17 protein-coding genes are annotated in these 24,439 nt (G+C 58.0%); 16 read left to right on the forward strand and 1 reads right to left on the reverse strand.

Features of this window, described 5'->3' with window-relative positions; translation table 11 throughout:
* Window positions 1–246: 246 nt before the first annotated feature.
* From glpA to G438_RS10480, 5 genes are all read left to right on the forward strand, one after another.
* Window positions 247–1,833 (forward strand): anaerobic glycerol-3-phosphate dehydrogenase subunit GlpA, encoded by a 1,587-nt coding sequence (gene glpA / locus G438_RS0103080; RefSeq protein WP_026460110.1) that lies wholly within the window; start codon window positions 247–249, stop codon window positions 1,831–1,833.
* The gene (glpB, locus tag G438_RS0103085; protein ID WP_026460111.1) at window positions 1,830–3,077 is read left to right on the forward strand and encodes a glycerol-3-phosphate dehydrogenase subunit GlpB; all 1,248 of its coding nucleotides are present in this window, start codon (window positions 1,830–1,832) and stop codon (window positions 3,075–3,077) included. The genes glpA and glpB overlap by 4 nt, the downstream gene beginning before the upstream one ends.
* Window positions 3,074–4,330: an anaerobic glycerol-3-phosphate dehydrogenase subunit C gene (locus G438_RS0103090; protein WP_026460112.1), complete on the forward strand. Its 1,257-nt coding sequence runs from the start codon at window positions 3,074–3,076 to the stop codon at window positions 4,328–4,330. Before glpB ends, G438_RS0103090 begins: the two co-directional genes overlap by 4 nt.
* A gap of 132 nt (window positions 4,331–4,462) precedes the next feature.
* A complete protein-coding gene (locus tag G438_RS0103095) occupies window positions 4,463–5,224 on the forward strand; it encodes an SDR family oxidoreductase (RefSeq protein WP_026460113.1) in 762 nt (253 codons plus the stop codon).
* A 175-nt stretch (window positions 5,225–5,399) separates the two neighbouring features.
* Complete coding sequence (locus tag G438_RS10480; protein WP_051259237.1) at window positions 5,400–6,395, forward strand: DUF4349 domain-containing protein; 996 nt, start codon at window positions 5,400–5,402, stop codon at window positions 6,393–6,395.
* A 122-nt stretch (window positions 6,396–6,517) separates the two neighbouring features.
* Here G438_RS10480 and trpB read toward each other — a convergent pair whose 3' ends face one another.
* On the reverse strand, window positions 6,518–7,801 hold the full coding sequence (gene trpB / locus G438_RS0103105; protein WP_026460114.1) for a tryptophan synthase subunit beta: 1,284 nt from the start codon (window positions 7,799–7,801) through the stop codon (window positions 6,518–6,520).
* 627 nt (window positions 7,802–8,428) lie between these two features.
* Between trpB and ileS the strand changes: the two genes are divergently transcribed.
* The 11 genes from ileS to ftsY all read left to right on the forward strand — a co-directional run bounded on the left by ileS (window position 8,429) and on the right by ftsY (window position 24,398).
* A complete protein-coding gene (gene ileS, locus G438_RS0103115; RefSeq protein WP_026460116.1) occupies window positions 8,429–11,716 on the forward strand; it encodes an isoleucine--tRNA ligase in 3,288 nt (1,095 codons plus the stop codon).
* 285 nt (window positions 11,717–12,001) lie between these two features.
* Window positions 12,002–12,979, forward strand: a complete 978-nt coding sequence (locus G438_RS0103120; RefSeq protein WP_026460117.1) for a hypothetical protein — start codon at window positions 12,002–12,004, stop codon at window positions 12,977–12,979.
* Window positions 12,980–13,146: 167 nt separating this feature from the next.
* Window positions 13,147–13,989, forward strand: a complete 843-nt coding sequence (locus G438_RS0103125) for a hypothetical protein (protein ID WP_026460118.1) — start codon at window positions 13,147–13,149, stop codon at window positions 13,987–13,989.
* A gap of 167 nt (window positions 13,990–14,156) precedes the next feature.
* Window positions 14,157–15,875, forward strand: coding sequence for a bifunctional folylpolyglutamate synthase/dihydrofolate synthase (locus G438_RS0103130; protein ID WP_026460119.1), 1,719 nt, complete (start codon window positions 14,157–14,159; stop codon window positions 15,873–15,875).
* 119 nt (window positions 15,876–15,994) lie between these two features.
* Window positions 15,995–16,987, forward strand: a complete 993-nt coding sequence (dhaK, locus tag G438_RS0103135) for a dihydroxyacetone kinase subunit DhaK (protein ID WP_026460120.1) — start codon at window positions 15,995–15,997, stop codon at window positions 16,985–16,987.
* A gap of 8 nt (window positions 16,988–16,995) precedes the next feature.
* Window positions 16,996–17,628 carry a dihydroxyacetone kinase subunit DhaL gene (gene dhaL, locus G438_RS0103140; RefSeq protein ID WP_026460121.1) on the forward strand — a complete coding sequence of 211 codons (633 nt, stop codon included), beginning with the start codon at window positions 16,996–16,998 and terminating at the stop codon, window positions 17,626–17,628.
* Window positions 17,625–18,353: a dihydroxyacetone kinase phosphoryl donor subunit DhaM gene (gene dhaM, locus G438_RS0103145; protein ID WP_026460122.1), complete on the forward strand. Its 729-nt coding sequence runs from the start codon at window positions 17,625–17,627 to the stop codon at window positions 18,351–18,353. The genes dhaL and dhaM overlap by 4 nt, the downstream gene beginning before the upstream one ends.
* A gap of 89 nt (window positions 18,354–18,442) precedes the next feature.
* Window positions 18,443–18,901, forward strand: a complete 459-nt coding sequence (ndk, locus tag G438_RS0103150; RefSeq protein ID WP_026460123.1) for a nucleoside-diphosphate kinase — start codon at window positions 18,443–18,445, stop codon at window positions 18,899–18,901.
* A gap of 65 nt (window positions 18,902–18,966) precedes the next feature.
* On the forward strand, window positions 18,967–22,593 hold the full coding sequence (locus G438_RS0103155) for a chromosome segregation SMC family protein (RefSeq protein WP_026460124.1): 3,627 nt from the start codon (window positions 18,967–18,969) through the stop codon (window positions 22,591–22,593).
* 77 nt (window positions 22,594–22,670) lie between these two features.
* Complete coding sequence (locus G438_RS0103160; protein ID WP_026460125.1) at window positions 22,671–22,997, forward strand: hypothetical protein; 327 nt, start codon at window positions 22,671–22,673, stop codon at window positions 22,995–22,997.
* 42 nt (window positions 22,998–23,039) lie between these two features.
* On the forward strand, window positions 23,040–24,398 hold the full coding sequence (gene ftsY, locus G438_RS0103165; protein ID WP_034284905.1) for a signal recognition particle-docking protein FtsY: 1,359 nt from the start codon (window positions 23,040–23,042) through the stop codon (window positions 24,396–24,398).
* Window positions 24,399–24,439 lie beyond the last annotated feature (41 nt).

Below are 24,439 nucleotides of genomic sequence, written 5' to 3' on the forward strand. Positions count from 1 at the left end.
CCTAAAGATACGCCGCATTTAAGGGGTCTGTTTTCGTGATTTGTGGCCGGAAACGGGGAATGTGTGACAAAGTAATCGGAATTAGAAAAGGTTTCTTTAGCGTAAATGGATAGAACTTTACAGGGGTTTTCGCGTGGTCTGCACATTTGTGCGCAAGGGGGAAAGCAGATGTGCAATACCGTGTTGATGGGGCACTATGGGGGTGGAAGCTCCTGAAATCTGACACAACTGGCAAGGGAGACAGGTGTGAGAACCATAAAAACCGACGTCGTCGTGATCGGCGGCGGCTCAACAGGTATCGGCGTCGTCCGTGACGTCGCGATGCGAGGCTACGGCACCGTTCTCGTCGAACGTGGCGACCTCGCACAAGGCACTTCCGGCCGCTTCCATGGCCTCCTCCACTCAGGCGGACGCTACATAGCCTCTGACCCAGAATCCGCCACCGAATGCGCCGAAGAAAATATCATCCTTAAACGCATCCATGCCTCGGCCATCGAAGACACTGGCGGCCTTTTCGTCACGACCAGCGTTGACGACGAAGAATACGCCGACCAATTTCTGCAACGAGCAGCCGCCACCAAAGTTGTTGCCCAAGAAATCAGCGTCAGCGAGGCACTCAAACGTGAACCCCTCCTTGACCCGGGCCTTAAACGCGCCTTCGAGGTCAACGACGGCAGCGTTGACGGCTGGCAAATGGTCTGGGGCGCAGCACGATCCGCAATGGCTCACGGCGCGAAAGTCCTCACCTACCACCGCGTCACCCAAATCCTTCGAGAAAACGATCGCGTTAACGCAGTGATCTGCCGCGACGAACGCGCAGGCGAAGATGTGCGCATCGAATGCCACTTTGTCCTCAACTGTGGCGGCCCGTGGGCAGGAAAGATTGCCGAACTTGCTGACTGCCACGGCGTCGAAGTCGTCCCAGGCGCAGGCATCATGGTCGCAATGAACCACCGCCTCACTCAACGCGTCATCAACCGCTGTGTGTGGCCAGCGGACGGCGACATCCTGGTGCCCGTACACCCGGTGTGCATCATCGGCACCACCGACCTCAAAGCTGATGACCCAGACAACCTCCCCATCCCCGCCGACCAGGTTCAACAGATGCTTGACGCCGGTGAAATCCTCATCCCAGGATTCCGCAAAGCCCGCGCAATCCACGCATGGGTAGGCGCGCGGCCACTGGTGAAAGACAGCCGCGTTGGCGCCACCGACACGCGCCACATGGCGCGCGGCATGAGCGTCATTGACCACGAGACCCGCGACGGTGTCGCCGGTATGCTCTCCATCGCAGGCGGCAAACTCACCACCTACCGACTCATGGCAGAACGTATCGTCGACATCATGTGCGACCAACTGGGCGATAAACGTCCCTGCACCACTGCTGACGAAGTTGTGCCCGGCTCTGAAGACAAGAAGCTCTACACCATCGGACACCGCCTCGGCGATGTCGAAAGCAACAACAAAGCGCCAGGCGGCGAACAGATCATCTGCGAATGTGAACTTGTCACACGGAAGATGCTGGAAAAAACCATGGACGACCTGCCCAACGGACAACTCGACGACGTACGTCGCCAGGTCCGCCTCGGCATGGGGCCATGCCAAGGCGGATTCTGTAGCCAACGCGCAACCGGCATCGCCCACGAAAGAGGCGATATCGACGCCTACCGTGCCAATGGCCTGCTTAAACTCTTCCTCAAAAACCGTTGGATCGGCATTTGGCCCATCCTGAACGGCGCTCAGGTGCGTCAAGCCGCATTGGACAACTGGATACACGAAGGAACCCTTGACGTGGAACACCTACCCGCCAGCGATAAGGAGGTCGTGCGATGAGAGACGCAGTTGTGATCGGCGCTGGGCTCGCGGGCCTAGCGGCAACCCTCAGGCTTGCTCAAGCCGGAGCATCCGTCACCCTTGTCACACGCGGTATTGGTGGACTTCAACTCGGACAGGGCACCATTGACATCCTGGGCTACAGCCCTGAGCGTGCCGACGATCCCTGTGAGGCGGCAGCCCAACTTGGCCAATCCAGGCCGCACCATCCGTACCAACATTTCACCGCCTCGGCAATTAACGAGGCCAGCACGTGGCTGAAAGACCTGCTTGGCCCAGACCTCCTTCAAGGCGACGCCACGCGCAACGTGCTACTGCCCACCGCCGTTGGTGCGCTGCGACCCACCGCCCTGTACCAGCCATCAATGGCAGCCGGTATCGCCTGCAACAGCCCTATCGCCGTGATCGGCCTACGCAGACTCAAAGATTTCCCGGCCGCTCTGATCGCTGACAACCTCAACAAACAACAAGGACCCGATGGAGGGCCAATACGTGCACGCGCCGATTGGATCGACCTTGAGGTGCGACCCGACGAAGCCGACACCAGTGGACTCAACCACGCCCGATACCTTGACACCGACGACGGGCGTAAACGTTTCGTCGCGGCGCTCAAACCGCTTCTGCGTGACGGAGAAGTCGTCGCACTGCCCGCAGTCCTTGGAATCAACGACACCCATGCCTGGCGGAAAATCCAAGACCTGCTGGGGCACGATGTCTTTGAAATCCCGCTGCAACCGCCATCAGTGCCGGGCATGCGCCTCAACCAAGCCCTCACCGCCATGGTCAAAGACAAAGCACGCCTACTCACCGGTGCATCAGTTGTCGGCTTCGAAACAGACGGAGACCGTCTGACATCAGTGAAAGTAGACAGCGCAGGACGCGGACGCAGCATTGAAGCGCGAGCCTTTATCCTTGCCGCAGGGGGCTTCGAATCGGGAGCCATTGAATACGACTCGTATATGCGCTTAGGGGATACCGTCCTTGGACTTCCGGTGGCCTGCCCCGAAGGCGCCCTTCTTCACGGCGACTTCTGGGGAGCGGACCAACCCCTTTTCCTTGCCGGATTCGACGTGGATCCCACCATGCGTGTCCTAGACGCCCAAGGACACAGCGTATATACGAATGTCTACGCTGCGGGTGGCAACCTCAGAGGCGCCATGCGGTGGCGCGAAAAATCAGGTGATGGCATTGCGCTTGTTAGCGCGGTGCGCGCCGCCGACTCGATTATCGGGAGCCTGTCATGACACTGGAACACATCAGCCCCATCGACATCACCACCGGTCATCTTAATTTGCGTGCCTCACTTGACGCCTGCGTCAAATGCACCATCTGCGAAACCCAATGCCCGGTGGCTCGCGTGACCGACCTCTTCCCTGGACCAAAATTCGTCGGTCCTCAGGGGGAACGTTACCGCAAAGACGGCGTCATAGTTGACGAATCCATCGACTACTGCTCATCGTGCGGCACCTGTACATTGGTGTGCCCGCAGGGCGTGAAAGTCGCAGAAATCAACCACCATGCCCGCACAGCGATGAAACAAAAGAAGGGTATTCCGCTGCGCGACAAACTTATTTCGCGCACCACCCTGATGGGTGCTGCCATGACACCTGTCGCACCAATCGCGAACTGGTTGCTCACCATTAAACCACTGCGTGTGGCCGTGGAGGCGGTGATCGGTATCCACCGCAGCGCTCCGATGCCAAAGGCTGCTGGGCGCACCTTTGAAGGCTGGTTCAAACGCCATACGCCACTGCCCAATGCCGGCACAAAGGGGCAGGTAATTTTCTTCCACGGTTGTGCAGGTCAATACTTCGAAGTGGAAACGTCAATACATTCCGTGTTGATCTTGGAGCACCTCGGTTACGAGGTGCTGGTTCCCAAACATGGGTGCTGCGGCTTGGCCCTTCAATCTAACGGCCTGTACGACGACGCACGTAAATATGTGTCGCGCCTGACGCAGGACCTGCGCAGCGTTAACCGGAATGCGCCGATCATCACGGCCTCGGGTTCCTGCGGTGGAATGCTTAAACATGAAGCCAAAGAAATCCTTGGCATGGAGACAGAAGCGCTCAGTGATGTGTCAGTCCGCACGTGGGATATCAGCGAGTTCCTCCTTGACCTTTATGATCGAGGTGAACTCGATATGAATATGCAGCCCATCGACGTGACAATCCCTTACCATGCTCCGTGCCAACTGAAATCAACGGGCATGGGTTTACCGGCTTTGGAACTGATGAACCTTATCCCCGGAGTGAAAGCTCTCGAGTCAGGTCAGCCCTGCTGCGGCATCGCAGGTACCTACGGGTTGAAGAAAGAAAAATACGACATCGCTCAGGCTGTCGGCCAACCAGTTTTTGACTTCATTAAACAGGTCAACGCTGAACTTGCAGCTTGCGATACGGAAACGTGTCGCTGGCAGTTGCGCACGTCGACAGGCGCCAATGTTGTGCATCCTATCTGGCTGCTGCACAAGGCCTACGGCCTACCTAACGGATAGAGGTCACGACGGCACGTGTCGCTGCAAATGAGTGATGCCGGTTGGGTGCCGACCACCGCCGCTTTGTGTGCCTTTGGCAGGTACCCTTCCTTTTGCGCGGCGCCGCAGCCTTGCCTGTGAAAGAATCAGGTCATGACTACCTACGCTGATACCACCGCCAGGCGCGCTATCGTCACCGGCGCTTCCACCGGAATTGGCGAGGCGACTGCGCGTCTCCTCGTTGCCCACGGTTGGCAGGTGGTGGCGGTTGCTCGGCGTGCTGAACGCCTGCAAGCCCTCGCCGCGGACATCGGTTGTCAATGGTATGCGGCAGACCTCACCGACGAAGCAGCTGTCGCAACAATGGCTCAGGAAGTCCTTGCCGACGGGCCGATCCACGCCCTCGTCAATAATGCTGGCGGCGCACTTGGGGTGGACAGTGTGGCTGATGCCGATCCGCAGCGTTGGGAGGCGATGTACGCCCGCAATGTGATGACTGCGCTGCACACCACGCGCGCATTCCTACCGGGTATGCGAAGGGGCGGGGGAGACCTCGTATTCCTTACCTCGACTGCTGCACACGACACCTATCCGGGGGGCGGGGGATACGTGGCGGCCAAGCATGCAGAACGCATTATTGCGACCACGTTGCGCCAAGAACTGGTCGGTGAGCCGGTGAGGATTATCGAAATTGCGCCAGGCATGGTGAAAACCCCAGAGTTTTCGCTCAACCGGTTAGGTAGCGAGGCCGCCGCTGACAAAGTGTATGCCGGAGTGGACGAACCGCTAATGGCTGACGACATTGCCGAGGCAATTGTGTGGGCATTGGAACGTCCGCGTCACGTCAATATCGACCAGATGATTATTCGTCCGCGTGCCCAGGCCACAAATACGCTGATTGCTCGGCGTTCGTAGCGTGCATGCGGGTCGTGGGCGGCTACAGCTGTGGGTGTATCTTCAGACAACTTGTGGATGTGACGTGCCGTTCACACGAGTAGGTAACGATCTGACAACGATACGGCTCTTGGAGTCGTAGTGGACACGCCGCGGTGCGAAACTGGAGGTGCCACATTGTTTAAGGAGTGCCGCCATGTCCCTGCATCGCATTACTACACGGCTTACCCTCCCTGTGCTTGCTGTCGCATTACTTGCGGGGGGTTGTAGTGCTAGCAGTCCCAATGCCATGTCTTACGAGCCCGCGGTTGAGTCGACGGTGGCAGATAGCACCTACAGCGTTGAAGGTGCGGTAGGGGACCGGAATGCAATTGAAGCGGGTAGCGCCACCGCGGAGGCATCCTCCACGGTCAGCGCGCAACACGTCATTGTCACCGGGTGGGCAACGGTTCGCGTTGACGAACCCGCTATTGCTCTGACCCAGATCACAACGTGGGTAGAGCAGGCGGGTGGCCGCATTGATTCCAGCCGTTTCTACGGCAGTGGCGACACTACGCGCGCCGAGGCGACGGTACGTATCCCAGCGCCTCGTTACACGGAACTGACCTCCTACCTGAATGAGGTGGGTACTGTCCTGAACCAAGAGACGAGCCGCGAAGACGTTGGCCAACAGGTGGCAGACCTTGAGGCTCGCATTGCAGCGTTGCAGACATCCATTGATCGTTTGACGGCATTGATGAACGAGGCGGCCAACGTCACTGACTTACTTGAGGCTGAACGCGAACTGACTTATCGCCAATCTGAGCTTGATTCGTTGAAATCGCAGCGGGCCTATCTGGCTGATCAAACTGAGTTGTCAACCTTGACGATCAGCCTTACGACATCGAGTTCGGCCATTGACTCCGATAAGAACGTGTGGGAGGGGTCGTGGACGCTATTCGTTGACGGGATCAGTCTTATCGGACGAATCCTGGTCTTCCTTGCTCCGTGGGCTATCTTTGGTGCAGTGATCGTGACACCGGTCGTGATGCTTATTCGGCGCCGACGCAAAAAAGGGCCAAAGGACCTCAAAGGGTCGCAAGCCGCCGAAAGCGCAAATCTGCCCGCCAAAGGTGCCGAGCCAGCCGAAGGTGCCGGGTCTATCAAAGGTGCGGAGCCAGCCAACGGTGAAGGCAGCGATACACACGACTGAGACCCCCAATTCTGCGGCGAATATGGATGATGACCGCTATTTCGGCCAATAGTTCCGATTCACCGCAGAATTGGTGTTTGAAGGTGTCAGTATCCCACTGGGTCGCGGCACCGTGGAGTTGGCTAGGACAGATACTGGCGTACCTGCTCCATATCCTTGTCGCCTCGGCCAGACAGATTGACGAGCAGAAGTAACGGTTCAGCGTCTTTCCCATTGGTTTGGACGTGTTCACGCGCCATCTTCAAAGCCTGTGCGATGGCATGTGAGGATTCCATGGCGGGAATAATGCCTTCGTAGCGGCTTAAACTCTTATACGCCTCAAGTGCTTCAGCGTCGGTGATACCGACATAGCGTGCCCTACCAGATTCGGCAAGGTAAGCATGTTCAGGGCCGACCGACGGGTAGTCCAGGCCAGCGGAAATGGAATGTGACGGTTGGACTTCGCCGTCGTCTGAGAGCATGACGAAGGAGCGCATCCCATGGAGAACACCCACACGGCCAGCGCAGATAGGTGCCCCGTGTTCGCCTGTGTCCAAGCCGTGCCCTGCTGGTTCTACGCCAACAATGTCGACTTCAGGGTCGTCAAGGTAGGCAGCAAATGCGCCAATCGCATTTGAACCGCCACCAACGGCTGCCACTACTGCGTCGGGCAGGCGACCATAGGAGGACAAGATTTGGGAGCGGGATTCTTCAGAAATCACTTCTTGGAAGTAACGCACCAGGGTGGGGAAGGGGTGTGGCCCTGCGGCAGTACCCAGCAGGTAGAAGGTGTCTTCTAAACGTGTGCACCATTCCTCTAAAGCTACGTCAATTGCGTCTTTCAAGGAGGAATCACCGCGCGTCACCGGGTGAACGGTAGCGCCCATCAGTTCCATACGTTCAACATTGGGTCGTTGACGCGCGACGTCCCGTGCTCCCATGTAGATGGTGCATTCCATCCCCATCAGCGCAGCTACCATCGCGGTGGCGGTGCCGTGTTGCCCAGCACCAGTTTCTGCGATAAGGCGTTTCTTTCCCATTCGTTTGGCCAAGAGTGCCTGACCAAGAACGTTATTGCCTTTGTGTGCGCCACCGTGCACAAGGTCTTCGCGTTTGAGGACGATCCGTGCGCCACCTCCAACGGGGAGGTTGCGGCATTCATAGATGGGTGTGGCGCGGCCAAGGTAACTCTTGCGCAACGCATTGAGTTCGGTGATGAAGGTGGGGTCCGCTAGAGCGTCAACGTAGGCCGCTTCAAGTTCGTCAAGAGCAGGAAGTAGAAAATCGGGCACTTCCTGTCCGCCGAAACGGCCGAAATAGGCCGGTAGTAGCGTTTGACGGATATTGTGCTCGTCGCCGGGGATGACCGAGGCGGTTGGCAGCGCATTCGCTGTCGGCGCAGCACCATTAGGTAGTGCGGTTGGCATGGGAACTCCTCTAAGTAGTGTTGAGGCGGACCCGGTGCCGGATAAGACAACTGCCCGCCATCGTGGCGAGCAGTGAATCAGGTACGACACATCAGGGGCTCGCCTATTGGCTGAGCCACCACCAGGAACGGTGACGCGTCATACAGCACACGCTATCGTTCGACCGATAGATACATCACGCCTCGTCCACAATGTGGATGGACGAGGCGCGTGAGCGCTCCCCAGAGCGCAAACAGTCTCATCGCACTGTCAACTTCACGTCGTATTGCGGCAACGCAATTGGCCGCGCTGAACCGATCCACGGCATGTGCTGCCCAAGCGTAAGGCGCTTCACGTCAAGCGGAATCGCTTCTTCGTCTTCCCGCCGCTACGATTAACCGTGCAACGATCCGGCCTGGATGCGATAGGCGTGCAGGGTATCACCGGGGAGCACTTCGGAAGAACAGTCAATGCATGCCAGTATTGACCCACTAGAACCGAACGGTCCAGGCCCGAAAGCCTGCAATGAGCGGTCGCCGGCCACGGCCTCGGTAATCGAGGGTTCGGCAACGGCGGCAAGCGGGGTGGTACCGCGGAGGCTGGCAACGTCAGCCCTCGTCCCTGTGCGACGCATGAGACGAGGACATCATGACCAAACATGGTTTCTACCCCCGCCACCGGGAAACAGAGGTCGAGGCATCTCCCTCATTCCCGCAGATGGAAGTCAGCACCCTCGCGTACTGGGCTGCGCATGACACCTTCCGTAAATCCATTGAGCGTCGCCCCGCAGGAGACTGCGGTTCTAACGAATTCGTCTTCTACGACGGTCCGCCCTTCGCGAACGGCCTACCCCACTATGGGCACCTGCTCACCGGTTACGTGAAGGATCTCGTTGGTCGCTACCAGACGATGCGTGGCTCCCGTGTCGAGCGCCGCTTCGGCTGGGATACTCATGGCCTCCCCGCCGAACTTGAGGCACAGCGTGAACTTGGCATTGACGACGTCACTGAAATCACCCGCGAAGGCGGTATCGGCATCGAAGCATTTAACAATGCGTGCCGTACCTCCGTTCTGCGCTACACCAAAGAATGGGAAGACTACGTGACGCGCCAAGCGCGCTGGGTTGACTTCGACAATGACTACAAAACCCTTGACCTGTCCTACATGGAGTCCGTGATCTGGGCATTTAAAACCCTCTACGATAAAGGGCTGGCCTATCAGGGGTACCGTGTGCTGCCGTACTGCTGGCACGACCGCACACCTCTGAGCAACCACGAACTCAAAATGGATGACGAGGTTTACCAGGACCGTCAAGACCTCACTGTCACCCTCGGCCTGCGCCTCGAAGAGCCTGTCGTTCCCGGTGCCACGCAGGGTGAACTGGTCCTCATTTGGACGACTACCCCGTGGACCTTGCCGTCTAACTCCGCTGTAGCCGCAGGTCCCGATATTGACTACGTTGTGGTCGCCGTCGATGCTGGCCTTGATTCTCCGGTGGCTGGCCACAATGTGCTTCTCGCCGAGGCGCGCCTCGAAGCCTACGCTAAGGAACTTGGCGAAAATCCGCATGTGCTGGCCCGTGTCAAAGGCTCAGAACTCGCAGGTCGGCGTTATTTCCCGGCCTTCGACTACTTCGACACTGCCGAAAACCGCGCAGAAAGTGGCGCACCTGGCCCCAATGCGTGGACGATCATCACTGGAGACTATGTCACCACCGACGACGGTACCGGTCTGGTCCATATGGCACCAGCCTTCGGTGAAGACGACATGCTTGTGTGCCAGGCTGCCGGGATCGGCACTGTTATCCCTGTCGACGAAGGCGGGTGCTTCACGGCGGAGGTAAGCGACTATGAAGGGCTGCAGGTTTTTGACGCCAATAAGCCCATCATCGCTGACCTGCGTGATGCCACTGGTCCGCTGGCACGTGTTGAGGCATCGCGTCGCGCGCTTCTGGTGCAAATGAAGTCTTACGTGCACCCTTACCCGCATTGCTGGCGTTGCCGCAAGCCGCTGATCTACAAGGCGGTGTCGTCGTGGTTCGTACGTGTTACCGCAATCCGTGACCGCATGGTTGAACTCAACCAGCAGATCACCTGGGTACCTGAACACACTAAGGACGGCATCTTTGGTAAGTGGCTGGCAGGTGCCCGCGACTGGTCGATTTCGCGGAATCGATTCTGGGGTGCGCCAATCCCCGTGTGGGTGAGCGACGACCCTGCGTATCCGCGTGTGGACGTCTATGGCTCTATCGCTGAACTGGAAGCAGACTTTGGTGTTGAGGTGCCAGATCTGCACCGCCCATTCATTGACACGCTTGTGCGTCCCAACCCTGACGATCCCACCGGTAAGTCCATGATGCGCCGTATCAGCGACGTACTGGACTGTTGGTTCGAATCGGGGTCGATGCCCTTCGCGCAGGTGCATTACCCCTTTGAAAATCAGGACTGGTTCGAGTCGCATTACCCGGGCGACTTTATCGTGGAATACATCGGGCAAACCCGCGGTTGGTTCTACACCTTGCACGTGTTGGCCACTGCTCTGTTTGACCGTCCAGCATTCACCAATTGTGTTTCGCACGGCATTGTTCTGGGTGACGACGGCCGCAAGATGAGTAAGTCCCTGCGCAACTACCCCGACGTATCCATGGTTTTCGACAAATATGGTTCGGATGCGATGCGGTGGTTCCTCATGTCGTCAACGGTTGTGCGTGGCGGAAACCTTGTGGTGACGGAAGACTCGATCCGCGACACGGTGCGACAAGTGTTGCTTCCGATGTGGAATAGCTACTATTTCTTCACGTTGTATGCTGGGGCAGCTAATCAGGGCGCGGGTTACGAGGCAAAGCGCCTTGATCTGTCAAGTCCCGAAGCGGTCGCCGCCTTGCCAGAAATGGATCGTTACGTTCTTGCCCACACCAAGCGTTTGGCCGATGCGGTGCGTGATGCGCTTGACGTGTACAACATTGGTGATGCCAGTGAATTGGTGCGTGACTACCTCGATGTGCTCACCAACTGGTACGTCCGCACGCAACGTCAACGCTTCTGGGATGAAGATCCGCTGGCCTTCGACACGCTGTACACCGCATTGGTGACACTCACGGAGATCACTGCCCCGCTGTTGCCGCTGCTGTCTGAGGAAATGTGGCGTGGGCTTACCGGTGGGGAGTCAGTGCATTTGGTGGATTGGCCGACCTTGCCGGAAGCTGCGGCTGACGAGGCGATGGTGGCCACGATGGATCAGGTGCGTTCCGTCGTCTCGGCAGCGCACGCATTGCGTAAGACGAATGCTTTGCGTGTGCGTCAGCCTCTTGCGTCGATGCTGGTGGTGACTCCTACTGCCAACTCGGTGTCGCGTTGTGGTGCGCTGGTTGCGTCCGAAGTGAATGTGAAGGACGTTCGTTTTGTGACGCCGGAGGATTCTGGTCTGGCGGTGTCAACGGAATTGTCCTTGAATCCGCGAGCCTTTGCTCCGCAGATTCGTCGTCACACGTCTGCGCTGTTTGCTGCTCAAAAGGCTGGCGCGTGGGAAGTTTCCGCTGATGGTGAGTCGGTGACGTTCCCTGGTGTGGATGCAGGCGAAGGGCCAGTGGTGCTGACGGGTGACCAATTCTCCTTGTCTACTCGGGTGGATGCTGAGCAGGGGCAGGTTGCTCAGGTCTTGTCTGATGGGTCGATTGTGGCGCTCGATACGACGCTTACCGCAGAACTTGAGGCGGAAGGTTACGCGCGTGACGTGGTGCGTGCAGTCCAAGATGAGCGCAAGAATGCGGGCCTGCATATTGCTGACCGTATTGATCTGCGCATTGAGGCACCGGAGGACAAGGTGGAGGCTGTGCGCACGTGGAGTGACATGATTGCCACCGAAACCTTGGCGCTGTCCGTGGAAGTCGTGGCTTCTGCCAGTGGGCAGCTTTTGGTGAGTGTGGCCAAGCGGTAGCGTTTCCGTCGCATTTGTCCTGTTTGACGAGGCCTGTGAACTTTTTGTTATGCACCTGACCTAGAGGTCAATGGCGGGCTGAGATGGGGTGGAGTTGAGTGTGCACTCAGCTCCACCCCCTACGCTTTTAGTCCGTGCGCATGGCACCTTATTGTGACGACGTGTGTTCAAAAAGAGGTGTGAATGTGGCAATAATTGCACGTCGTGCGGTTGGTTGTTAAGTAATTGTTGTCGTAGGGTGGTGATGCAGTTAGAAAGTAATCATCTTGGAGAGGGAAACGACGTATGGCACGTCCCGCACAATTCATCCTTACTGCTGCCGCAGCCACACTACTCGCAGCGACACTGCCTGCACATGCTGCAATGGCTGATACTGGACAGGATCTGTCCATCTCAGTTCCGAAGCTCACCATGTCGTTAGGGCATGAAGGCACACTCATTAGTGATGGAACGCAGCACGACGCTTCCGTCGGAAAGCCATACCGAATCGTCGTGACACTGACCAACAGTTCAGAAGACAACCTTGACAATGTGCTTGTAAATAGTCTGAATGCGCAAGGACTTGAAGTGCGTGTTGAACGTTGTGACATCTTTGAAGATCCACTTACGAAGCCTAGCGGCATTAGGTTAGAGCGGAACAACTCGTATACGAATTGCAGCTTCAATGTGACTGCAAAGGAAGCGGGTGTCAAGGTCATCACCGTTGCTGCGGGGGGGATGGTTTCCGAAAAAGATACGCCGGCCACGGGAACAGCCTCTGCTACCGTGAACTTTAAGGCTGCTGAAAACACTAATCCAGGGACCGATCCGAATACACAACCTGAGGACCCCAAGAAGCCCGATGTGAATCCTTCTGATCCCACGCCTCAGGACCCAAAGGATACCCCGAAGCCTGAGGATCCAAAGACCGAAACTCCAAAGCCACAGGACCCGAAGGACACTCCGAAACCTCAGGATCCCAAGGATCAAGATCCTAAGACCGAGAAGCCAAAGCCCCTGGATCCAAAGATGCAGGATCCGCAGGCAAAGCCTCAGGCACCCGCTGGTGACGCTCCTGCGCAGCCAAGGAAACCCGAGGTCACCCAAAATGGCGCTCAACCAGGGGTACCGCCGCAGGGGGGAAACCAGGGAGCGAAGACGAATGCTCCTCAAGGAGCCGGAAAACTTGCCAAGACGGGTGTGAATACACCTCTTGCTGCGACAGTGCTCATCGCTGGACTTGGTGGTGCAGCCCTACTAGGACGGCGCCTCGCCACTAAATAAACAGTGGTCGCAGCCCCTCGCGCGCAGTCGCTATGCAGGATCCGAAACGATTCTCAGGCGACTGCGCGCACCATGCGTTTGGTGGAACACTGTGACGCTTCGTCACAACACCGCCCCTAAGGACATCACGCGCGATAAGTCCCCAACACACTGTGAAAGGTACAAATATGACACATCGAGTAAAACAACTTGCTCTCGTAGGGGTGCTTTCGACATTTCTTGTCGCAACCGCACCGATAGCTGCATTTGCCGATACTGTGACACCACCAAGTGTTCCTGACTTGGCATCTATATCTGTGAGTTTGGGCAGTTCTGATGGAACGAACTTTAGTGATGGCGCACAACATATTCTCGCAACCGGGAAAGAGCACAGAATCGTTGTGACCATTAGTAATTTTGGAAAAGAACGGCTTTCTGGCGTACACGTCAGTAGCTTCGGTGGGGGCGCTGAAGGCATCCAACTTTCAGGGGGTGCTTGCAAGATCTTCGATACCCCAGGCATTATCGAGGGACAGCGACTCACACTTGAACCTACCGCGTCCGACACCAGTTGCAGTTTTACTCTCAAAGCAAATGCTGCCCAAACAATCGACTTTAAGGTGGGCGTCGAAGGCACTGGAGCTGAGACAAATAAGGTGGTCACGGCAACTGCGACCGCTAAACTTCGTTTTGATGCAGTCGCAGACAACGGACAACCGCCGGTTCCACCCGTAAATCCATCCGACCCCGGAACGCAAAATCCCAACCCTGCTGACCCAAAGCCACAGGACCCTCAAACAGAGAAGCCTCAGGAACCCCAAACGCCGGGCGCGACTAACCCCACGCAGCCGGGTGACGGTGCACAAAAAACATCCCCTGCGACCACGCCCCAGGTCACGGCGACAGCCACACAAGCCCCCCAGGGTGCAGGCAAACTCGCGAAAACAGGGGTCAATGTTCCCTTTGCTGCCATGATCCTTGTCGGTGGAGTTGGGGCTGCGGCACTATTGGGACGACGCCTGACCAAATAACGTACCTACCGTGCAGCAGGCGCCCACATAGTGCAACAACGCACTTGTTGTCACGTCACGCGCAGTTGCCACCACTCCAACACAAAGGATGGTGGCAACTGCGCGCATCTGAATCGACTCCTTAGGGCCTAGAATGGGACACTCAAGCCCACATATGGAGGTACCCCATGGCAGACGCCGGTAGTCACCCCGCGTTCTTCGGCAATCAACCAGCCCGCGACGCACAGGCAACCCAGGACACTGACGAGACCGCAACTCCCACCGTTCCTGCCGACCTACTGCCGTACCTTATTGCTGCAGACGACGACGATACGCCTGCCCCCACCTCGTCAATTAATAGCGACGAGGAAGCCGAAAGCCTGAGAGCAGCCGCGCTGCGTGCCCTGGTGGAAAACTCGATGCTGCTTGGCCCAGACCCCAGCCTCCTTGCTGAGCTCGACGGAGAACTGCCCGAAGGGGAGGAATGGCGCGAAGACATTGAGGAAGACACCGCCGACCGACTCCACGTGCACGCCCTCAACGACGCAGCAACACATGCTGACCTGGTCGCGAAGGTTAACGACATCTACCGAAATATCGTGGCCCGCGCCCCAGAACACAAAGTTCAGCCCTCAATAGCCCGCGTTGAAGCTGTCCTCGACATCCTTGGTGACCCCCAACACACCTACCCCAGCGTTCACATCACAGGGACAAACGGCAAAACATCTACAGCACGGATGGTGGACGCCATTCTCAGTGCTGCTGGGATGAAGGTTGGACGTTTTACCTCGCCACACCTCTCTGATGTGCGCGAACGTATCAGCCTCGAAGGTGAACCCATTTCACACCAAGCATTCATTGCCGCCTGGGAGGATGTTGCTCCTTATATCAGCATGGTGGACCAACAATCCGCTGCCGACCCCAGTGGGGCACAGCTGTCCTTCTTTGAAGTCTTCGCCGTAATGGCCCTGGCGGCATTCGCCGACTATCCGGTCGACGCTGCTGTGATCGAGGTGGGTATGGGCGGAAAATGGGACGCCACCAATGTTATCGGCGCAGACGTTGCCGTGATTACTTCCATTTCTCGCGATCACGAAAAATGGCTTGGGCGTGACCTCGAATCAATTGCCCAAGAAAAGGCGGGCATTATTAAACCTGGCCAAATCGTTGTCATCGAAAAACAAGACGAGGCGGTCCTTGACATTTTGCGTGCACGCGCCCAGCAGGTCGACGCCATTGTCCGCTACGAGGGTGTTGACTTTGAAGTCCTGGATCGCACCATTGGCGTTGGTGGCCAAATGATGACACTGCGAACACCCGCAGCGACTTACGAAGATGTCTTCGTGCCGCTATTTGGCGCCCACCAGGCACGCAATGCCGCTGCTGCCATCGCGGCAGCGGAAGCTTTCCTCGGTGGACGCAAACTCGACGGAAAACTCCTTGAAGACGCCATGCTGTCGGTGACGTCGCCTGGCAGGCTTCACGTCATTCGTTCATCGCCAACAATCGTTGTCGACGCCGCACACAACCCTGGAGGTGCGGCCGCCCTGGCAGACGCTTTGGATGAATCCTTTGGGTTTGCCCGCACCGTTGGTGTCTTCAGTGCCATGGCCGACAAAGATGTGGAAAGTATCCTCGCAGAAGTTGAACCCCACTTTGACCATCTTGTTGTCACCTCCATGGACACTGACCGTGCCATGACGCTTGATGAGCTTTTCGCCATCGCCTGCGACGTCTTTGGTGAGGATCGCGTTGACGCGCGCGCCGACCTTGTGGAAGCCATCGACCAGGCTGTCACGGTCGCAGAGTCCACTACCGACCCAACAGACAGCGCAGGTATTGTAGTCTTTGGGTCTGTTGTTTTAGCTGGAACGGTCATTGATCTCATTGAGGCTCGCAAGGGGTGAACAGACGTTCAGTGGTCATTTGTGCCGTTTCGCATGGTGAAATGCGCAAAGCAATGGCACCATGGTTCTGTGCTCGACATTCGGGCTGCGACCACTGAACCCTGCTGCAAGGAGGCACCATGAAGAAGCTGGTCAACGACGTTCACTCCGTCGTCAAAGAAACACTGGAAGGCTTTGCTCACGCACACGCCGACCTCGTTGACGTACACCTCGACCCCGACTACGTCACCCGCAAAACCCCCAAGGCTGAAGGCAAAGTTGGCCTCGTCTCCGGTGGAGGCTCCGGCCATGAACCCCTCCACGCAGGATATGTTGGCTTGGGTATGCTCGACGCTGCCGTACCCGGCGCTGTTTTCACTTCACCGACACCCGACCCCATTTTGGAAGCCACCAAAGCTGCCGACCACGGCGCAGGCGTTCTTCATATTGTCAAGAACTACACCGGCGACGTCCTCAACTTCGAAACAGCAGCCGAAATGGCTGAAATGGAAGATATCGAGGTGGCCACGGTCGTTGTCAACGACGACGTCGCAGTAGAAGACTCCCTCTACACTGCAGGCCGCCGAGGCGTGGCCGGTACGATCTTCGTTGAAAAAATCGCTGGTGCTGCTGCTGAACGTGGCGACGACCTTGCGGGCGTTGCCGCGATAGCTACCCGAGTCAACGCCGAAATGCGTTCGATGGGCCTTGCCCTTGGCCCATGCACCGTTCCTCACGCAGGTAAGCCAAGCTTCGACCTTGCCGAGGACGAAATCGAACTCGGCATTGGTATTCACGGTGAACCAGGGTACCGCCGCGGACAGATGGAAAGCGCCGACGCCCTCATTGAAGAGCTCTACACCAAGGTGCGCGATGACCTCAAGGTGGAAGCAGGTCAGAAGGTCATTACACTCGTGAACGGCATGGGAGGAACGCCCTCATCCGAGCTGTATATCTGCCATCGACGTCTGGTCGAATTACTCACGGCCGACGGTGTTGACATTGTGCGCTCAATGGTGGGCAATTATGTCACCAGCCTTGAAATGCCTGGCGTGTCAGTGACACTACTGCGCGTCGACGATGAACTACTCGAACTATTCGATGCGCCGGTGAATACACCTGCGTGGAAATGAGGACACCAATGGCACTGGATGCCGCATGGGCAACAACCTGGATGGCGAAAACCCAAGAAGTGGTTGCTGCCAACCGTGAACGCCTTATCGATCTTGATCGCATGATCGGTGACGGCGACCACGGCGAAAACCTTGACCGGGGATTCACACAGGTTCGCGCCGCCCTAGAAAGCGCCGAGGCTGCAAGCGTGCAGGACGTACTTAAAACAGTGGCGAAAACACTGATGTCCACCGTGGGCGGTGCAGCTGGGCCGCTCTATGGCACCGCTTTCCTGCGCGCAGCTAAGGCAGCCACTACCAGTGAGCTTGACGCAAATGGTGTTGCTGCCATTGTGGGCGCAGCCCTTGAAGGGATACAGGCACGCGGCAAAGCTGAAGAGGGCGAAAAAACAATGGTGGACGCGTGGGCACCAGCAACGCGTGCTGCCTCGTTAGCAGCAGCAGAAGGTGCAGACGCAACTGCTGTGCTGCAGGCAGCTGCAGCAGCCGCCCATGAAGGCTCCCTCGCCACCGAACCCATGCAAGCGACGAAAGGACGCGCCTCATACCTGGGTGCGCGCTCCATCGGCCACCTCGACCCAGGTGCTGTCTCCTCCGCGCTGATTCTGGCTGCGGCAGCTGAGGCCGCAGCGGAGCAATGAGTCCAAAGGTTGCTGTGGTTCTTGTGAGCCACAGCACCCTGATCGCTCAAGGCCTGGCTGAGCTTGCCGGGCAAATGGCGCCAGATGTGACGATATGCGCTGCCGGGGGTCGTGACGATGACGGTTTAGGAACCTCCTATGACCGTATCGAATCGGCTGTCGATACGGCGCTTGCTGCCATTGAAGGGCCCGGTAAGGGTGTGCTGATCCTTACTGACCTTGGCAGTGCCACCATGACGGCAGAGTCAGTGGTCGATATGGCTGACGAAGCTGAACTGCTCGCATTGGTGGACGCACCGCTCGTGGAAGGCGCTGTTGCGGCGGCGGTACGCGCACAGGTCGGTGACGGGCTTGACGAGGTGGTGGCAGCTGCCCGCGAAGCTGGCGCGCAGTGGGCTCCCGCACTAGGGGAGTGGACAAATGACGTGCCCGTACCTCACAGTGGTGACCCCGTTCAGTTGGACAGTGAGACCTTGTCTCGTCACGCAACGGTGGCCGACCCGGAAGGACTACATGCCCGCCCGGCTGCGTTGCTCGCTCGGCTTGCTGCCGAGTTTGACGCAGAAACCTTCGTCAACGACGCGGATGCTTCATCGGTCCTGGAACTTATGACCATCGGTGCACGTCATGGCGACATCGTACAAGTACGCTCCAGTGGCAGGCAGGCCGCAGAGGCCCTCGCGGCGGTCGTTGCCTACCTTGAAGGGCGCGAACTAAGCGCCTAATGCCCTGTTGGCTTCCTCTTCTCGTTCCCCAAGCATGGGCTCTATGCTTGGGGAACGAGTCATTCAACATTTACTGAAAGGTGGCAACGATGCCCACACCTGATCTGCTGGATCCACACAAGGAACACACCCTCGTTCTGGTCAAACCTGACGGGTATCAACGGGGACTTACCGGTGAGGTCCTTAAACGTATCGAGGCCAAGGGGTACGTCCTTAAAGGCCTCAAAATTAAAAAAGCTACCGTGGAACTGCTGACCGAGCATTACACCGAACACAAAGAAAAACACTTCTTTAAAGACCTGCTGGACTATATGACCTCCGGCCCGATCGTTGCCGCTGTTGTTGAAGGCGACCGTGTCATCGAAGGAGTGCGTTCACTGATGGGCGCTACGAATCCCACGTTGGCTGCCCCCGGTACTATCCGTGGTGATCTCGGTCGTGACTGGGGAGGTTCTGCCGTGTATAACATCGTCCACGGATCAGATTCGTCCACCTCCGCTGACCGGGAGATTGCCCTGTGGTTCCCTGAACTTGTCTTCCATAACTGAACGTTAATGTCTCGAAGTGCCCGCCGATAGCACCATACGCCTTCGGCGGGCACTATTCTTGACCTGTGCACCTGAAATCCTTGACTCTGCGGGGCTTTAAGTCCTTCGCAGGAACAACCGTGATGCGGTTGGAGCCGGGGATCACCTGCGTCGTGGGCCCCAATGGATCCGGTAAATCTAACGTCGTTGACGCCCTCGCCTGGGTAATGGGGGAGCAGGGAGCCAAAACGCTGCGCGGCGGCAACATGGCTGATGTGATCTTTGCTGGCACATCCAGCCGCCCCGCCCTGGGCCGTGCTCAAGTGGAACTCACCATCGACAATTCCGATGGGGCCCTGCCCATCGAATATTCAGAGGTCACGATTTCGCGCACCCTTTTTCGAGGCGGCGGCTCTGAATACTCCGTCAATGGTGCACCTGCGCGTCTCCTCGACATCCAAGAGTTGCTGTCCGACACCGGCATGGGCAGGCAAATGCACGTGATCGTTGGGCAAGGTCAGCTTGACGCAATCTTGTCGGCAACGCCTGAGGATCGACGAGGTTTCATTGAAGAAGCCGCAGGTGTCCTCAAACACCGACGCCGAAAAGAGCGCGCATTAAAGAAACTGGGTGACATGGACGCCAACCTTGTGCGCGTCCTTGACCTCACCAACGAAATTCACCGACAACTGGGCCCCTTGGCCAGGCAAGCAAAAGCTGCCAGACGTGCTCATCGGATACAGGCTGCTCTACGTGACGCGAAAGCGCGTCTCCTTGCCGACGACATAGTGTCTGCACGTGAACGCCTCAACGCGCGTGGGCACGACGACCAGGCCATGCAGGCACGTTTAGCGTCACTACACGAACACACGACGACCCTTCGGCGCCGCCTGGCAAGCCTTGAAGAAGAAGAACTTGCCGCCGCCTCGTCAGTCGAAAACGCTGCCAGTGCGTGGCAACGCGCAATGGCAGTCCATGAACGGCTAGGAGCAACCCTTCTGGCTGCGCAAGAACGCGTAAGCCTCCACTCGCGCTCCCTGGATGCTCCAACAGGCGACACACCCGAAGAGCTTGACCAGCGTGCCCAAGCGGCCAGCACCGAAGACGCAGCGATACTTGCTGAGGTTGAAACACACAAATCTGCGCTGCAGGCGGCAATTCGCACGAAAGAAGAAGCGGAAGCGCGTGACGAGGCCGCAGCGAAAGAACTCGCACGGTCACACCGCACCTTGGCGGACTATCGGGAGAAAGTCGCGCGCCTCACTGGTGACGTTGCTTCCGCGCAGTCCCGATTCGAGGCGGCCAGTGCTGAAGCGCAGCGTGCGGCCAAAGTTGTGGCCGATGCGCACACTCGCGCCCAAGAAGCTGCAGCAGCGCTGCCAGAGCATGACGAAACAGAAGATAATGACACGCCTGTGTCTCAGGCGCATCTACACGCCCAGGCGCGCCGTGATGCTGCACGCGCCGCAGTTGATGAACTCCTCGCCGTTGAACGTGAGGCACGTGCCGACCGGGCAAGCTGGGAGTCTCGCCGTGACGCTCTGGCGCAATCACTCACCCCAAGCGATGCGACCGCCGCACTCAAAGGGCGGCGTGGTGTCGACCGGGAATTGCCGTCATATCTGAAGGTGACACCCGGTTATGAGGATGCCATTTCAGCGCTCCTGCATCCTTTTGACGACGCGATGGTGGTGGATGACTTCGGTGTTGTTGTTGATCAACTGCGCCAAGGCAGACAGGAACAAAGTGGCCGTATCCGTATGGTGGTGGCCGCAGGTAGTCAAATGCCTGGCGACGAGGGTAGCCAAGCCAGTGCGGCAGGCGTTGCCACGACATCTGCGCATGGTGGCGCAACCGACGCCGCCACCATTGCCGAGGCGGGGCCAGGTCAGTCCCAATTGCTCCCCTTACCTCACGGCGCCGCATGGGCGATCCATTGCGTTGACCGCGCAGCTGTCGTGGCGCGCGCTGTCGACACACTTCTTGCTGGCGCGGTCATATGCGCTGACCTTGACCAAGCTGACGAACTCCTTGCTCGCACTGACGTGTCACGCGTGGTGACCCAACGCGGTGAAGTCCTTACCAGTGTCAGTGCCAGTGGGCAAGGCACAGTGACGAGCTCGCCACTGACCTTGCATGCCCACTACGACGAAGCTGTCGCAGGGGCACAGGCGGCTGAACAACGCCAAATGGAGGCAGCGCAGCGCCTGAGTCATGCCAATGCCGAACTTGATGAAGCAATTCGGGCAGCAAATGACGCCCTTAAGGCTTTGCGTGCTCACGACGCGGAGCGCGCTAAAGCTGCGCAGGAACGCGCACGCCTCACCTCTGCAGCGCAGGCTGCGGCCGCTGAAGCAGAGCGTGCCGCCACCGTGGAACAGCGGGCACAACAGCAAGTGGAATGGGCGCGTGCGCGTGTGGAAGAAGCACGTGAACGCCTCGAAGCGGCAACGCAACTGGCGCCACCCGAAAACCTTGCCCAAGCGCAAACCACAGCCGACGAAGCTTCCGCAGCAGCAAGGGCTGCGCGCGAAAACGAAACAGCTGCCCGCCTAGAATTACGTGCCATTGAGGAACGCTCACGCCAAGTGCAAGCCCGCGCACGCCACCTGCGCCAGGGGGCTGCGCGTGCGCGTGAAGAACGTGACGCTTATCGACGCCGCGAAGCCGAACGCCAGGCAGCTTTCCAACAGGCACAGGGCGTCGTTGACGGCACACGCAAAGCCCTCGACGCTGCTGTACGCATATTGGAAAAGGCAACGCAGGCACGTGACACGGTCGCGCAGAACCGCACACAACGGCTCCACGACCTTGCTGCGGCCCGCCAAGCCCTCAACGATGCTGCCACCCAAGAGGCGGAGCTACGTGAAGCGTCACATCGCGACGAAATTGCTCGCGCCGAGCTTCGGTTGCGCCTCGAACAGGTTGAAGCGCGATCCCTTGAAGAACTTTCCCTCGAAGCTGACGCGCTCATTACCGAGTTCGGGCCACACCTGTTAGCTCCCGAAAACCTCATCGACTACGACCCTGACTGCGATACCCAGCCACCTATGGTGCCGTATGTACGTGCTCAGCAAGAGGCAGCGTTAGAACGTGCAGGTAGAGAATTGGCGCGCCTAGGGAAGGTCAACCCCTTGGCTTTAGAAGAACATGAAGCCTTGGCTAAACGCCACGAGTTCCTGGTCTCGCAGGTCCATGACCTGAAAAAATCCAAAGCGGACCTGTTGCGAATCGTTGACGATGTTGATCGTCTAGTGGAAGAGGCATTCACCAAAGCGTGGGAAGATACCTCCGCCCAATTTGAAACCGTATTCGCCACCCTTTTCCCAGGAGGAACTGGGCGCCTCGTACTGACCGAACCAGAGGATATGCTCACTACCGGCATTGAAATCGAAGCAAAACCTGCTGGAAAAAAGGTCAAACGTTTGTCGTTACTGTCTGGTGGTGAACGCTCCCTGGCGGCGTTGGCTTTCCTGGTCGCAATCTTCCACGCACGCCCATCGCCCTTCTACGTCATGGATGAGGTAGAAGCTGCCCTTGACGACGTGAACCTGTCACGTCTCCTTGAAGTATTTAAGAAACTGCAGGAGAGCAGTCAGCTCATTGTCATCACCCACCAGAAGCGGACGATGGAGATCGCAGACGCCCTGTACGGTGTGACAATGCGCGAAGGTGTGACCCGCGTGGTCTCCCAACGTCTGTCTCAAGGGTGAGTGACCTCATGGTCACGAATACGTGACCGCGCGTGTCTGGAGATGCCGAACCTGCCCGAAGATGCTTGCATGGAACTATGACTGGTTTTGCTCTCCTCATGCTGTTCGTCCCCTTCCTTTTCCTTGCCCTTGCGACGGGTGCCTTGGCGTTCTACGCGCTGCGTCGCCGTCCCCTTGAACAATGGGCTGTGCGGGCGCGCGACGCTGTCAACGACGTCTCTGCACGCACGGAGACTGACAGTGAACCTATTCGTACGCGGACCGTGTCATTTGCCGAAATGATGAACGACCGTTCAGTTGAAGGCTCCGCCTACGTTGATCCTTCGCGTCTGCCTGGTTTTACCCAGGTGGAAGGGGTCGCTACTCGGCTGGAAGAACGTTATCGCTCGTCCCGCAACCGCTAGTGCTTCTGGGGCAAGACAGCGAAGTAGGAGATAATACGCAGTATGGATCAGTTAATTACCTTCCTCGGTGATGGTGCACTTCCCGTTGCTATTACGATGGCGCTCGGGGTACTTGTTGGCGGTGGCGTTCTCGTGGCGACCCGATCAAAGCGTACCCAGCAGCCAGAAGCCGACAGCTTTCCCGACCAAACAGCGCTAGGAAGCTCCGCCTCGTCACGCGAGGCGGCCACCGGCACCGCAGATGGTGAAACCCACGCCCTACCGGCGGATACCCCAACACACGAAAAGGCCGGCGACACCGAAGGACCAGGTACTGCTGAGACATTAAGCACTGGAAGTACTGCGGCCCTACCCGCTGACGCTATTACCCAGGCAGATACTGCCGCGGGCGCGCTCCACGCCGCAGAACACAACGAGGCCGAGCAGAGCGATACGGTACCAGCTGCGGCGCCCGTTGAAACGCCCGAGTCGGTGCCATCGCGTATGGAACGCCTCCGCGGTCGCTTAGCGCGTTCGGGTGCCATTGGCAAGGCACTGCTGTCGGTACTGTCAAAGGGCGAACTCAAAGCAACAGACTGGGAAGAAATCGAAGATACCCTTCTGGTTGCAGACCTTGGGCTAGCAGCCACAGAAGAACTCATGGACGCGCTACGTACCCGCGTCAAAATCCACTCCACAACAGATGCTGGCCAAGCCCGCAAGATCCTTGCCGAAGAACTGGAAAAACTTGTTGACCCCACGATGGACCGCACCTTGAATCTGGGTAAGCGCGACGTGGAAGGAATGACGGTGCCCGCATCGATCCTTGTCGTGGGTGTTAACGGCACCGGCAAAACGACGACAGTGGGTAAACTTGCCAGGGTCTTGGTTGCCCAAAACCAGACGGTACTTCTTGGTGCTGCTGACACCTTCCGAGCTGCAGCCTCTCAGCAGTTGGCAACATGGGCTGCCCGCGTGGGCGTTGACGTGGTGGCATCAGAAAAGGAAGGTGCCGACCCTGCGTCGGTCGCATTTGAGACCGTGAAGGCTGGTATTGATCGCGGAGTTGACGTAGTGATGGTCGATACCGCAGGGCGTTTGCAAAATAAAGCCGGACTGATGGATGAGTTGGGTAAGGTGCGTCGTGTGATGGAACGTCATGCACCACTGTCAGAGGTGCTGCTGGTCCTTGACGCCACCACCGGCCAAAATGGGTTAACCCAAGCAAAAGTTTTTGCTGAAGTTGCTGGCGTCACCGGTATTGTGTTGACGAAACTTGACGGTTCAGCAAAGGGCGGCATCGTTGTTTCCGTCCAACGCGAATTGGGTGTGCCGGTGAAATACGTGGGTCTTGGTGAAGGGGTTGACGATTTAGCGCCCTTCGATCCGCGCGCATTCGTTGAAGCAATCGTCGGCGCCTAAACGCGATAGGCTAAAGGCCAGTCCAAGCGCCTCGCGCTGCC

It is taken from the genome of Schaalia suimastitidis DSM 15538, from assembly GCF_000429105.1.
Taxonomy (GTDB): Bacteria; Actinomycetota; Actinomycetes; order Actinomycetales; family Actinomycetaceae; genus Pauljensenia; species Pauljensenia suimastitidis.